Here is a 13,304-nt window from a genome sequence, read left to right as displayed (position 1 = left end):
TCCTGAGCCAGGATCAAACTCTCCGAAGAAATGTTTGACTTGCTCAATTTAAAAAATAAAAATTAACGTTGACGTTTGTCGCTTTGTTCAGTTTTCAAAGTTCAACCGCCGCTCTTGAGCGACTTTTTTATATTAACAAGTTGTCTTTCATTTGTCAACAACTTTTTTAATATTTTATTTCTGATGAATTGCGATTGTTTTCCAATCACTCATCAGCGACATTTAATAATTTAACATCTATACTATATAAAGTCAACACTTTTTGAAAAGTTTTTTTCATTGCATCAAAAAACCTTATTTACTTCCCTGCTTTCACCGAACCTTAGCAAGATCTTTGAAAGGATTTGATACTTCTCTTGAATGTTTCGTTCAAGAACTACATGATTCAAACTTTGTTGAAAAGCAACGTTTGTTCTCTTCATTTCTTCTCTAAGTAGTGCTTCTAACTCTAAACACTCCACCTGATTAAATAAACAAATTTTCATTGATTCACCTGCTTTTTGCGACATTGATTCTCAAACATCAAAATAAAATCACTTCTTCTTTTCCTTACCTGTTATTAATTGTAGACAAAACGCATACAAATTAGACAAGTACTACTTATTAAATGAGGTGACAAAATGAATATGTTTTATACTATTCGAGCCAAAAGAATCAAACAAACAATGCTTATCGTAGTTGCTGCGTTTTTTACAAGCTTTTTTCTCTATGCTCAGCAGACGTTTCACTTTCCCGTGTTTTCAACAGATAACGGTCCAAGAGCTGTTTATAAGGCGGATGACAAAAATCCGGAAGTTGCTCTTACATTTAACATCAGCTGGGGAGATGAAAGAGCTATTCCCATTCTGAATGAACTAAAAAGACAGCATATTGAACATGCTACTTTCTTTTTATCTGCTTCATGGGCTGAGCGTCATCCAGATATTGTAGAGCGCATTAAGAAAGAAGGTCACGAAATTGGCACAATGGGCTATGACTATACTTCTTATACAAGCCTAGAACCTAATGAGATTAGACAGGATCTTGCAAAATCAAAGAAAGTCTTTGATTCACTAGGCCTTAAAGATATTCACCTTCTTCGTCCTCCTAACGGGCAATTTAATAAAGACATCTTAAAATTAACGGCAGATATAGGATATACTACTGTTCACTGGAGCATTGATTCTAAAGACTGGACAAATCCAGGGGTTGAAAAAATTGTCTCGAATGTTACAAAGCCTTTAGACGGGGGAGATATTATATTGCTGCACGCGTCTGACTCCGCTCAACAAACAGCAAAGGCTATTCCATATATCAAGAATTCATTACAAAATAAAAAAGTCTCAAACGTAAGTGTTTCAACATTAATTTCAAATTCAAAAACCCAAGTAAAAGATATCCGCTAAGATCTATTTCCACTGCATCTGGAAAGCAAAAGCAGACAAATATGCTATTTGTCTGCTTTTGCTATTCTTGCGTGCGTAAGAAGTTTGGGCAAAATAAGAAGTTGATACATATTACAAATTAGAAGTGGAAACAACATAAGGTAAAGCCAGCTTTCTTCGTTCGTTCGCAGCGCTGGGAACCATTCAATTGTCGTTACAACAATCATAAAAAACAGCGCTGGTACAAAAGCCTCTTTATTCGTCTGCTTTTTCTTTGCATACGCCACTAATAACCCCACCGCTAACAAGAAAACGCTTAACAAAATATACTTGCCTATGCCTTCTCCCGATTGTTGAAAGAACTTGTATCGAAAATAAGCAACGTCAAATAATACAAATAAAACAAATACAATTTGAACCGATTTCCAAAGTGATGGAGATTTAAAAATTCCCAACCCAAATCGGTGAATAGTTAAATATGCAAAAAAACCCATTTGGCTAATTAAACTAAAAATAAACCCTACGCCTACAAGCCATGTTAAAACAGCAACAATTTCTCCTATCTTTCCTTGTTGAAATAAGTGACCGTATTCCCCCCAGCGCACCGCAAACCCAACAACAGCTGTACTTATACCCCCGACAGCTAACGTGGTTAGAAATAGACGAACCCAATTTCGACTATTCACTTCCATCTCCCCCATAAGTTACAAAATTGTACCTTTTCATAAATTGTACCAATCACGTTTTGAAAAATCTAGAGCTCTTTTATGAATAAAAAACCTTGATTATCTCATATTAAGCGTAAGCATATTAGGAAAGGAGCTCATTACTATGAAAAAGCGACTCATGCTCCTCATTTATATAGGAATGTGTATGCTTTTAGCTACAGCCTGTGCACCGCAAGATGAAGAGAACAATGGTATGGATTATGATCAAACAAAGAAAATGGTTGTTGATATTTTAAAAACAGATGAAGGAAAAAAAGCAGTCGAGGCAATTATGAAAGACCCTTCTGTTAGACAAGATATTTTAATGGATCAAAACGCGATAAAAGATACAATTTCTCAAACCCTAGTATCAGATAAAGGCGTGGAATTTTGGAAAAAAGCCATGGATGATCCGAAGTTTGCTGAAAGCTTTGCTAAAAGTTTGGAAAAAGAAAATAAGACGGTCATCAAACAACTGATGAAAGATCCTGAATATCAAGGAATGCTTCAAGATGTTTTAAAGGATCCGGCTATGGAAAAAGAAGTACTGACTGTTTTAAAGAGTAAAGAATATCGCACTTATTTACAAAAGATTATGACCGAAACGTTTGATAGCCCTCTTTATCAATCTAAAATTCAAGACATTCTTTTGAAAGCTGCTGAAGAAACACAAGGTGGACAAAAACAAAGCAGCGACGACGGTGGTTCTTCTTCCTCTGGATCTGATTCAGGCGGAGAACAGCAACAGCAGTGATTAAATACGCATCTCATATGAGGTGCGTATTTAATTATGTCATTTATTTTTATTAAAAAACCTAAATGACTTCTTTATATTTTTTAATACTTAGTATTTTTATTGGAATTGTAAACTTTAATTCTTAGCTTTATGGTAAAATATTAGAAATTAACACAATCGTTTTATAGCAAAAGGAGGGAATTTGATGGAATTTCGCGTTATTAAAACGTTTCAAACCATTGTTCGTTTAGGAAGCTTTCAATTAGCCGCTGAATATTTAAAGTACTCTCAGCCTACCATGACACTGCACATTCAAAAGTTAGAATCCGAACTAGGATTTAAGCTTTTAGAACGAGGAAAAAGCATTAAACTTACTGAAGCAGGTAAAATCTTTTACGAGCGGGCAAATATTTTACTAAAGGAATATGAATATCTAAATAACACCTTAAAGGATTATTCAACAGGCGAAGCTGGCACGATCCGTATAGGTGCTGCGGAACCTACAGCAAGCAGTCGACTGCCTTCCATTCTCTCATTATTTAAAAAAAGATATCCCAACACAGAAATTAGCTTACTCGTTGCAGACGAAAAGCACCTTCATCAACATATACGCAATCAAGAAATTGATTTCGCGATTGGCACTGTCTCAGAATCGTTCAGAGATATAGAATTTGAGGCATTACTAACGGAAAAACTTGTGCTGCTACTACCATTCAATCATGCTCTAACAAAAAGAAAAACAATCTTTGCAAAAGATTTAATACACGAAACGCTGATTACAGCTGGGCAATCTTCCGTTCAAAAGAAAATTGAGCAGCTAATCTTTGAGCGAACAGGCCAGCTGCCTGCTAAAGTCCAGTTAGGCACTATTAGCACACTTCAGCATTTTGTAAAAGAAAACTTAGGAATAGCCGTTGTTCCACAAATAAGCGCAACTCTTCCGCCAGATCAAGTGGTGGTTAAAACGATTCATGACTTGCATGACGGGCCTGCAATCGGCATTTTAAAGCACCAGTCTCACACCGTAAGTACAGCTGGAAAAACATTTTTAGCTCTCTTAAAACAAAACCTTGCATTTGATTTAAAAAAGGCGCAGATTGAACTCTCTGTATAATAACAAAAAGCACGCGCTCGAACAGCGCGTGCTTTTTGTTATTTTCCTGTTGTTGCTTTTTCATTTTCGCAAATAAATGCAATCTTGCTTGCAATCTCTCCGTATATTTGACCTAAACGATGCGATTCATCGTAAATGGAAGGTGCAAAATCTTCTTCATTCCAGTCGGGCTGACTTAACGGAAGCTGTCCTAACAGCTCTGTCTGAAGTTCCTCAGCAAGTTTTGGACCTCCGCCTTTACCAAATACATACTCTTTTTCCCCTGTTAGCTGGCTTTCAAAGTAGGCCATATTTTCTACGACTCCAATTACCTCATGATCAGTTTTCAAAGCCATAGCACCCGCTCTAGCTGCAACAAATGCCGCTGTAGGATGTGGTGTCGTAATAATCACTTCTTTACAAGCAGGAAGCATGGAGTGAACGTCTAATGCGACATCACCTGTTCCGGGAGGTAAGTCTAGTAATAGATAATCTAATTCTCCCCATTCAACTTCTGTAAAAAAGCTCGTCAACATTTTTCCAAGCATAGGTCCTCGCCAAATAACGGGTGAATTATCTTCTACAAAGAAGCCCATGGAAATAACTTTTACTCCGAAACGGTCAACTGGAATAATCTTTTCACCTTCTACTACAGGACGCTGTGTGATTCCCATCATATCTGGGACGCTGAATCCATAAATGTCAGCATCAATTAAACCAACTTTCTTTCCTAAACGAGCTAGAGAAACGGCCAAGTTAACAGAGACTGTTGATTTACCAACGCCTCCTTTACCGCTGGCAATAGCAATAAATTCAGGTGCATTCGGACTAGTTAGTAAGTTGCCAGTATTCGGTTGCTCAGCGCGGTACTGCTGAAGTTCTTCAGGCGTAAACTCAACAAATCGCAGTCCAACCGACTGTACACCTGCTTTTTTTAATTCTTCTACAATCGTGCCTTGAAGGCTCAGCTGTTCACTAGTACCTGTTTTTGCAACAGCAATCTTCAGGCTTATATGCTGTTTTTCAGCTTTGATTGTTATTTCTTTAATCGCATCTGTTTCTGATAGTTTTTTATTTAAAAATGGATCCGTAATTTCCCCTACTACTTCTTTTACTTGCTTTTCCGTTAGCATACTCCCACCACCATGTTAAAATCTATTTATTTATACTATCAAGTATATCATACATATTAGATTTTTCTGAATAGAAGGATGCTATGCTTTTTATTTGGGCTTTTCTCCAGTAAAATACCGGCTGACTCCTTCATAAATGGATTCAGCTAACTTTTTTTGATAGCGTTTCGATTGAAGCATTTTACGTTCTGTAGGATTTGATAAGAATCCTACTTCAACCAAAGCACCTGGTGGCTTGGAATGCTTAAGAAGGTAAAGCGTTTGAATAGCTTTTGCTTCACGACTCGTATTATCCAGATTATTTCTTAGCTCTTGTTGAATGAGTTTGGCCACTTGCTCGTTTTCTTTTAGGGACCCGTAATAGAAAGTTTGAGCCCCTCTCCACGCAGAGGATGGAATAGCATTCAAGTGAATACTTAAGTACAAATCAGCATTGGATTTATTAATCATCGTTAAGCGATTTTTTAAGTCTTCTACTTTTCTGCGACTGTATCCTCTTGTTTCTTTGGCCGCTAGGTCTTCGTCTTTTTCTCTTGTCATAATAACAAGTGCCCCTTGCTCTTGCAGATAGTCCCGAAGCATTAACGAAATTTTAAGAGTTATTTCTTTTTCAAGCACTTCATCCCCTCCTACGGCTCCTCCATCAACACCGCCGTGTCCAGGATCTAGTACAATAACTTTCCCGCTAAGAGGAAGTGAAAGCGAACCGGATGATGTTCTATGATCTATCTGATATTGTACAATGACAAAAAGAACGAGAAGCGCTATAATTGTGCTCATTATTTTTACTTTAGACATTTTATCCCTTCCCTTCTTGCCTCACCTATTTATTTCTATATGGGACAAGAACGGGAATTATGAGTACTTTTTAATGCAAACGTAACCGACGTCTTTTTTCTGCGGTTCGATAACCTTCTTTCCACCAGTCTTGCACATATCCTTGACACAAATAATACAGACCATCTTGATAAAGATCTGTTACAGACATGCTGACGGCTCCGTACAATGTATCAATTAAAAGAGACTCTTCTTGCTTACTGTGCTTCTGAAAGTCTTCGTAGCCTTTACCACGTTTACTCACCCGGGCACCTAATAAAAATGATTCGATGGCAATATCAAGACAGTACTCCTCCACATGTTCGTCTCCTAGCATATTCCACTGAAACATTGGATGAAAATAACGGCGCAGCCTCTCTTGAAGCAAATCAAACGACAGTTCCCTTAGGACTTTGCGTTCATATTTCATTTCTTTTTCATAACGTTTTTCTTTTAAATATGTAACCTCATTCACGATAACGCCTCCCTTTTTTACATATTGTCTGCACAAGCCTTCGTCTCATACGCAAACAACAAATAAAAAAAGCCCTGGTCCAAAGACCAAGGCTTGAAACGTAATATAAAATTAACGTTTTGAGAATTGTGGTGCACGACGAGCGCCTTTAAGACCGTATTTTTTACGTTCTTTCGCACGAGCGTCACGAGTTAATAGACCAGCACGTTTTAATGTTCCACGGTATTCAGGGTCTGCTTCTAATAAAGCACGAGAGATTCCGTGACGAATAGCGCCAGCTTGACCTGCATAACCTCCACCATTAACGTTTACAAATACGTCATAGTTACCTACAGTTTCAGTTAAAGCAAGTGGTTGTTTTACTACTTCACGTAGTGCAGCAAATGGAATGTATTCTTCGATTTCACGACCGTTGATTGTTACGCGACCGTTACCTGGTACTAAACGTACACGAGCAACAGAGCTTTTACGACGACCAGTTCCGTAATATTGTACCTGTGCCAAGATAATAACCTCCTCTTATTAATTATCCGCGAAGTTCGTAAACTTCTGGTTTTTGTGCTTCATGTGGATGTGTTTCACCAGCATACACATGTAATTTTTTGAACATTTGACGGCCTAGGCTACCTTTTGGAAGCATGCCTTTGATTCCTAATTCAAGCATTTTCTCAGAGTAGTTAGTACGCATTTCTAATGCTGTACGTTGTTTCAAACCACCTGGGTGCATGCTGTGACGGTAATAAATTTTATCAGTTAATTTTTTACCTGTTAGTTCGATTTTTGACGCATTGATAAGGATCACGTGATCACCAGTATCAACATGTGGTGTAAAAGTTGGTTTATGTTTACCGCGTAAGATTGATGCTACTTCACTTGCTAAACGACCTAAAGTTTTACCTTCAGCATCGACAACATACCATTTACGCTCTACTTCGTTTGCTTTCGCCATGAAAGTTGTACGCATGAGTTTCCCTCCTAATTTTCATCATCAATTATAAAATTATTTCAACCTTCTATTTCAACACGATTAATTTCCGGGGCTAACCGTGGGGTTAAAATACATACCATATGATATATTATATCTTTAAGCTACTAATGTCAAGAAAATGTTACACCAGGTTTAGTTGTCATAGAAAACGCGCCATAAATATAGTCCTTGCGAAGGCGCAGTTTTCCCTGCACGAGGACGTGATTTGCTTTCTAGAATATCTTTTATAGCATCTGGTTCAATACGGCCTTGTCCTACTTCTAAAAGCGTTCCAACAAGAATACGAACCATATTATACAGAAAGCCACTTCCAACGAATCTAAACACAAGCAGACTATTCTCTTCATACATATCAATCTTGTAAATCGTACGAATCTTATCTTCCACTTCTGTTCTCGCTGAACAAAAGCTTGTAAAGTCGTGTGTACCGAGTAAATATGTGATGGCTTTTTTCATTTTTGAGTAGTCTAATGGATAAGGGTAATGGTATGCATAAGAACGAGTGAAAGGATTTCGATCTTCGCCGCGCAAAATATGATAGCGATACTCTTTTGAAGTAACGTCATACCGGGCGTGAAAATGTGCATCAACTTCACATACATTCTTCATTACAATATCATCTGGTAGCATTGAATTCAATGCTTTTTTCCACTTATCACATGGAATATTTAGGTTTGTATCAAAATGAATGACTTGCCCCTGTGCATGAACATTTGTGTCCGTTCGTCCAGAGGCGTAAATCGGCACTTTTTTGTTATGCATTTTCTCTAAAACGGCTTCAATCTCCAGTTGAACAGTTCGCTTATTGGGCTGAACTTGATAACCTGAAAAGTGTGTGCCGTCGTATGCAACTATACATTTTAAACGTTTCATCTTTTCACCAAACAATCTTTACGTTCTAATCAGCACTAAAACAACTGCTACTGCCAGCAGAAGTAAAAGCATAATTGTATCTATGCTTCCCCATTTCAATTGACGATACTTTGTACGCCCTTCTCCGCCTTTATAACCCCTTGCTTCCATGGCAATAGCTAGCTCTTCAGCACGCTTAAATGAACCTATAAATAGAGGAACAAGCAAAGGAACGACAGCTTTCAAACGATCCGTAACGGGGCCGCTGCTAAAGTCCACTCCTCGTGCTGTCTGCGCTTTAATAATTTTATCTGTCTCTTCCATCAATGTAGGAATAAAGCGAAGAGAAATGGACATCATTAAAGCTAATTCGTGTACGGGAAGCTTGAGCTTTTTAAATGGATTCAGCAAGCTTTCCATTCCATCTGTTACTTCAATAGGCGTAGTCGTTAAAGTTAGCATCGTCGTAATTAAAATTAAGAACAAGAAGCGCAAGGAAATTAAAACACCTTGAATAAGGCCGCCTTTATAGACAGAAAACCATCCCCATTCAAATAAAAGAGGACCTTCCTTTGTCATAAAAATGTGCAAAAGAAACGTGATGATAATAATAAACATAACGGGCTTTAACCCTCTTAAAATAAACGAAAGGGGCACTTTACTCATGGCCACTATCATAAGGGTATACACACCTAAAAAAGCATAGCCGATAGGGTTATTTGCTAAAAACACAATTAATACATACGCAAACACAAGAAGCAGCTTGGCCCGAGGATCCATTCGATGGACAACGGATTGACCCGGCACATACTTACCAATAATGATTGAGTTCATCATAATCGTTCACCTTGCTGCATAAGGTGCTGCACTTTCTCTACCACTTCAGAAAAGGTAATTACCGTATCCGATGCTTCAAGCTGAAATTTCTCTTGCAGCTTCAGCATAAAGCGAAGCGATTCTGGAACATCCAATCCATATTCTTTTAGCTGCGTATGCTGACCAAACACTTCTCTAGGTGACCCTTTCATCGCAACCGTTCCCTTATTCATCACAATTAGCTCATCAGCGTACATATCTGCATCTTCCATGCTGTGAGTCACGAGAATCGTCGTCAAGCCTTTTTCTTTATGAAGACGATAAATCATATTCATAATTTCTTGACGCCCTCTAGGGTCCAATCCAGCAGTTGGTTCATCTAAAATTAGCACATTAGGATTCATCGCTAAAATACCTGCTATCGCTACACGACGCATTTGTCCACCGCTCAACTCAAAAGGAGATCTGGTGAGAATGTCTTCTGGCAACCCTACTAACTTGATAAGCTCTCTTGCTTTTTGCTTTGCTTCTTCTTCCGAAACGCCATAATTCATTGGTCCAAAAGCTATATCTTTTTCCACCGTTTCTTCAAAAAGCTGATGTTCTGGAAATTGAAACACCACGCCTACTTGCTGACGAATAGCTTTTAAATTCTTTTCTTTTCGATTGGCTTTAATGGTGCGCTCACCGATTTGAATTTCACCAGCAGTTGGCTTCAATAAGGCATTCAGATGCTGTATGATTGTTGATTTCCCAGAACCAGTATGGCCAATAACAGCCAAAAATGTACCTGATTGAATGTTTAAATTTAAGTCATGTAGAGCAATTCGTTCAAATGGTGTATTAACTTGATAACGATGCTCTACTTCTTTGAATATAATGTCCATAGTTCGTCCACCAAGTCCTCATCTGTTAAATGAATTTTTGATAAAGGAATTCCTACGGAAGCAAAACGATGGCTTAGTTTAACGGAAAACGGCAAGTCTAGTCCAATATCCGTTAACTTGGAACCTAATGCAAATACTTCGCGTGGAGTACCTGTTGCATATATCTTCCCTTTGTTCATCACAACGACTCTGTCAGCCATTGCTACTTCATCTAAATCGTGAGTAATTGAAATAACCGTCAGTTGTTTTTCTTCTTTTAATTTTCTAACAGTTTCAAGCACTTCAGTTCGCCCAATAGGATCTAACATAGATGTTGCTTCATCTAGAATGATGACAGATGGCTGTACGGCAATTATACCCGCAATGGCCACACGCTGTTTTTGTCCACCTGATAGCTGATGAGGCTCTTGATCCAGAAAAGCACTCATATTGACCATTTCGATTGCTTCAGGTATACGTTTTTCCATAATTTCAAATGGAATCCCGTTGTTTTCAAGCCCAAACGCAATATCGTCTTGAACGGTTGAGCCAACAAATTGATTATCTGGATTTTGAAACACCATTCCAATCTGCTTGCGCACATCCCATATTGTTTCTTCAGATAAAAGAGTATCGCCCACTCGAACCGTTCCTTTTTCAGGTAGCAAAAGGCCGTTTAGAATTCGTGCCAGCGTCGACTTACCAGATCCATTATGTCCAGCTATCGCTAACCATTCACCTTTATAAGCAGAGAGAGAAAGGTGATCTAATGTTAGGTCTGCTTCAGGATCGTATCGAAAGCATAAATCTTTTACCTCTAAAGACATTTCTTTCAACGCTATCTTCCTCTCAGCTTTTTCTATTGCAGCATTGCCTACATTGATTTTTTACACTATTTACCCGGTTTTAGGTATAAAAAAAGGGCAACGACTAGTTACACACTGTCTCGCCCTTTTCTATCTGTATTAAAAATATTAAACTAATTCAATGATAACCATTGGAGCACCGTCACCACGGCGAGGTCCAACTTTTAAGATACGAGTGTAACCGCCTTGGCGATCTTCGTAGCGAGTAGCGATATCGCTGAATAGTTTTTGTAAAGCGCTTTGACCAGCTTCTTCGTTAGCTACTTCATTACGGATGTAAGATGCAGCTTGACGACGAGCGTGTAGATCTCCACGTTTACCTAAAGTAATCATTTTTTCAACAGTTGAACGTAATTCTTTTGCACGAGCTTCAGTTGTCTCAATGCGTTCACTGATGATTAAATCAGTTGTTAAATCACGAAGAAGCGCCTTGCGTTGTGCGCTTGTACGACCTAATTTACGGTAAGACATGTGAGGTCCCCTCCTTTGTTAAGTAGTTAAACAGGTAGATATAATCAGTCGTCCTTACGTAGACCCAAACCTAATTCTTCAAGTTTAGCTTTAACTTCTTCTAAAGATTTACGGCCTAAGTTACGAACTTTCATCATATCTTCTTCTGTTTTATTAGCAAGCTCTTGTACAGTATTAATGCCTGCTCGTTTTAAGCAGTTGTAAGAACGAACAGATAAATCTAGTTCCTCGATCGTCATCTCTAGAACTTTTTCTTTCTGGTCTTCTTCTTTTTCTACCATAATCTCTGCTTTTTGAGCTTCATCTGTTAAGTTAACGAAGATATTTAAGTGTTCCGTTAGAATCTTTGCACCTAAAGCAACAGCTTTTTCTGGCTCGATGCTACCGTCAGTCCAAACATCCAACGTTAACTTATCGTAATTTGTCATTTGACCAACACGAGTATTCTCTACATAATACGATACGCGAGTAACAGGCGTATAGATTGAATCAATTGGAAGTACACCAATTGGTTGGTCTTCACGCTTGTTAGCATCGGCAGGATTATAACCTCGACCTGTGCGAGCAGTAAGTCTCATACGGAAATGAGCATCTGACTCAAGTGTTGCAATATGAAGATCCGGATTTAGAACTTCGATATCGCTGTCTGCTTGAATGTCAGCAGCCGTTACTGTACCAGGACCTTTAACATCGATCTCAAGTGTTTTCTCTTCATCAGAGTAAATCTTTAACGCTAACTTTTTAACGTTTAAAATGATGTTTGTTACATCTTCAACAACTCCAGGAACTGTTGAAAATTCATGTAATACACCTTCAATTTGAATAGATGTTACAGCTGCACCAGGGAGTGAGGATAATAGGATACGACGTAAGGAGTTACCCAAAGTAGTACCATATCCACGCTCAAGTGGTTCGACGACGAATTTACCGTACTTTCTATCATCGCTGATTTCTACCGTTTCGATTTTTGGCTTTTCAATCTCTATCAATATAAACCCTCCTTCAAAACGTCGAAACCTCGGCTAGACGGCTGATTTCTCAAATGCCTAACCGAAATTCCCTATTAGACAGTTCCCGAATGTGCACAACAAATGGAAAACATTTCGTTGCATGAATAAATTCTACACCATCATCATTATAGACAACGAAATAGAATCTATACATATTAATTATACACGACGACGTTTTGGTGGGCGGCATCCGTTGTGAGGTACAGGAGTAACATCTTTAATAGCTGTTACTTCTAAACCTGCAGCTTGAAGAGCACGGATAGCTGCTTCACGACCAGCACCAGGGCCTTTAACTGTAACTTCAAGAGTTTTCATTCCGTTATCCATAGAAACTTTAGCAGCAGTTTCAGCAGCCATTTGCGCAGCAAATGGAGTAGATTTACGAGAACCTCTGAAGCCAAGTGCGCCTGCACTAGACCAAGCAATCGCATTACCGTGAACATCTGTAATTGTTACAATAGTGTTGTTAAACGTTGAGCGAATATGAGCTACACCAGCTTCAATATTCTTTTTCACGCGACGTTTACGTGTATTAGTTTTACGTGCCATCTGTTAATGACCTCCCTTACTAATTATTTCTTCTTGTTCGCTACAGTACGGCGTGGGCCTTTACGTGTACGAGCATTGTTTTTACTGTTTTGACCACGAACTGGTAAACTACGACGGTGGCGGATACCACGGTATGAACCAATCTCAATTAAACGTTTGATGTTTAAAGAAACTTCACGACGAAGATCGCCTTCTACTTTATAGCTATCTAAAATATCACGAATTTTACCTAATTCTTCTTCTGTTAAGTCACGAACGCGAGTATCTTCAGAAACTCCAGCTTCAGCTAGAACTTTTTCAGCAGTTGGACGACCAATACCGAAAATGTATGTTAATGAAATTACTACACGCTTGTCACGAGGAATATCAACACCAGCAATACGTGCCATATGAATAGTGCACCTCCTTATTGATTAACCTTGTTTTTGTTTATGCTTAGGGTTTTCACAAATTACCATTACTTTACCTTTTCTACGGATAACTTTACATTTTTCGCAGATTGGTTTAACTGATGGTCTGACTTTCATGTTTCATACCTCCTTGATAGTACGGAGTGCATAGG

Annotated in this window: 19 protein-coding genes; 3 read left to right on the top strand and 16 right to left on the bottom strand. The window is 38.5% G+C overall.

Annotation, left to right across the window (positions count from 1 at the left end; translation table 11 throughout):
- Positions 1-284: 284 nt before the first annotated feature.
- Positions 285-485, bottom strand: a complete 201-nt coding sequence (locus LAV82_RS29110) for a hypothetical protein (protein WP_014462000.1) — start codon at positions 483-485, stop codon at positions 285-287.
- Positions 486-620: 135 nt separating this feature from the next.
- Between LAV82_RS29110 and pdaB the strand changes: the two genes are divergently transcribed.
- Positions 621-1,385: a polysaccharide deacetylase family sporulation protein PdaB gene (gene pdaB / locus LAV82_RS29105; RefSeq protein ID WP_328255442.1), complete on the top strand. Its 765-nt coding sequence runs from the start codon at positions 621-623 to the stop codon at positions 1,383-1,385.
- Positions 1,386-1,429: 44 nt separating this feature from the next.
- Here the strand turns inward: pdaB and LAV82_RS29100 are convergent, their stop codons facing one another.
- Complete coding sequence (locus tag LAV82_RS29100) at positions 1,430-2,050, bottom strand: KinB-signaling pathway activation protein (protein WP_328255443.1); 621 nt, start codon at positions 2,048-2,050, stop codon at positions 1,430-1,432.
- Between the two features lie 145 nt (positions 2,051-2,195).
- Between LAV82_RS29100 and gerD the strand changes: the two genes are divergently transcribed.
- A complete protein-coding gene (gene gerD, locus LAV82_RS29095; RefSeq protein WP_013054964.1) occupies positions 2,196-2,825 on the top strand; it encodes a spore germination lipoprotein GerD in 630 nt (209 codons plus the stop codon).
- A 187-nt stretch (positions 2,826-3,012) separates the two neighbouring features.
- Entirely contained in the window at positions 3,013-3,921 is a 909-nt protein-coding gene (locus tag LAV82_RS29090) for a LysR substrate-binding domain-containing protein (protein WP_328255444.1), read from the top strand.
- A 38-nt stretch (positions 3,922-3,959) separates the two neighbouring features.
- Here the strand turns inward: LAV82_RS29090 and salA are convergent, their stop codons facing one another.
- From salA to rpmJ, 14 genes are all read right to left on the bottom strand, one after another.
- Positions 3,960-5,033, bottom strand: coding sequence for an iron-sulfur carrier protein/transcriptional regulator SalA (salA, locus tag LAV82_RS29085; protein ID WP_211079458.1), 1,074 nt, complete (start codon positions 5,031-5,033; stop codon positions 3,960-3,962).
- 90 nt (positions 5,034-5,123) lie between these two features.
- Entirely contained in the window at positions 5,124-5,831 is a 708-nt protein-coding gene (gene cwlD / locus LAV82_RS29080; RefSeq protein WP_328127941.1) for an N-acetylmuramoyl-L-alanine amidase CwlD, read from the bottom strand.
- Between the two features lie 70 nt (positions 5,832-5,901).
- Complete coding sequence (locus LAV82_RS29075; RefSeq protein ID WP_013054960.1) at positions 5,902-6,324, bottom strand: DUF2521 family protein; 423 nt, start codon at positions 6,322-6,324, stop codon at positions 5,902-5,904.
- 111 nt (positions 6,325-6,435) lie between these two features.
- The gene (rpsI, locus tag LAV82_RS29070) at positions 6,436-6,828 is read right to left on the bottom strand and encodes a 30S ribosomal protein S9 (protein ID WP_013054959.1); all 393 of its coding nucleotides are present in this window, start codon (positions 6,826-6,828) and stop codon (positions 6,436-6,438) included.
- 22 nt (positions 6,829-6,850) lie between these two features.
- Positions 6,851-7,288 (bottom strand): 50S ribosomal protein L13, encoded by a 438-nt coding sequence (rplM, locus tag LAV82_RS29065; RefSeq protein WP_013054958.1) that lies wholly within the window; start codon positions 7,286-7,288, stop codon positions 6,851-6,853.
- Positions 7,289-7,444: 156 nt separating this feature from the next.
- Positions 7,445-8,185 (bottom strand): tRNA pseudouridine(38-40) synthase TruA, encoded by a 741-nt coding sequence (gene truA / locus LAV82_RS29060; RefSeq protein WP_211079456.1) that lies wholly within the window; start codon positions 8,183-8,185, stop codon positions 7,445-7,447.
- 18 nt (positions 8,186-8,203) lie between these two features.
- Positions 8,204-9,001: an energy-coupling factor transporter transmembrane component T family protein gene (locus LAV82_RS29055; protein ID WP_013054956.1), complete on the bottom strand. Its 798-nt coding sequence runs from the start codon at positions 8,999-9,001 to the stop codon at positions 8,204-8,206.
- The gene (locus LAV82_RS29050; protein ID WP_499717469.1) at positions 8,998-9,867 is read right to left on the bottom strand and encodes an energy-coupling factor ABC transporter ATP-binding protein; all 870 of its coding nucleotides are present in this window, start codon (positions 9,865-9,867) and stop codon (positions 8,998-9,000) included. The genes LAV82_RS29055 and LAV82_RS29050 overlap by 4 nt, the downstream gene beginning before the upstream one ends.
- Complete coding sequence (locus LAV82_RS29045; protein ID WP_013054954.1) at positions 9,843-10,682, bottom strand: energy-coupling factor ABC transporter ATP-binding protein; 840 nt, start codon at positions 10,680-10,682, stop codon at positions 9,843-9,845. Before LAV82_RS29045 ends, LAV82_RS29050 begins: the two co-directional genes overlap by 25 nt.
- Positions 10,683-10,820: 138 nt before the next feature.
- The gene (gene rplQ / locus LAV82_RS29040) at positions 10,821-11,183 is read right to left on the bottom strand and encodes a 50S ribosomal protein L17 (protein WP_013054953.1); all 363 of its coding nucleotides are present in this window, start codon (positions 11,181-11,183) and stop codon (positions 10,821-10,823) included.
- Positions 11,184-11,227: 44 nt separating this feature from the next.
- Positions 11,228-12,172 (bottom strand): DNA-directed RNA polymerase subunit alpha, encoded by a 945-nt coding sequence (locus LAV82_RS29035; protein WP_013054952.1) that lies wholly within the window; start codon positions 12,170-12,172, stop codon positions 11,228-11,230.
- Between the two features lie 180 nt (positions 12,173-12,352).
- On the bottom strand, positions 12,353-12,742 hold the full coding sequence (gene rpsK / locus LAV82_RS29030) for a 30S ribosomal protein S11 (protein WP_013054951.1): 390 nt from the start codon (positions 12,740-12,742) through the stop codon (positions 12,353-12,355).
- A 23-nt stretch (positions 12,743-12,765) separates the two neighbouring features.
- A complete protein-coding gene (rpsM, locus tag LAV82_RS29025) occupies positions 12,766-13,131 on the bottom strand; it encodes a 30S ribosomal protein S13 (protein ID WP_013054950.1) in 366 nt (121 codons plus the stop codon).
- Between the two features lie 24 nt (positions 13,132-13,155).
- Entirely contained in the window at positions 13,156-13,269 is a 114-nt protein-coding gene (gene rpmJ / locus LAV82_RS29020; protein WP_003156543.1) for a 50S ribosomal protein L36, read from the bottom strand.
- Positions 13,270-13,304: the final 35 nt, after the last annotated feature.

The organism is Bacillus sp. ILBB4, from assembly GCF_035064545.1.
Lineage (GTDB): Bacteria > Bacillota > Bacilli > Bacillales > Bacillaceae_H > Priestia.
The sequence above is the reverse complement of the archived record's forward strand: the minus strand, read 5'-3'. Positions and strand labels throughout refer to the sequence as shown.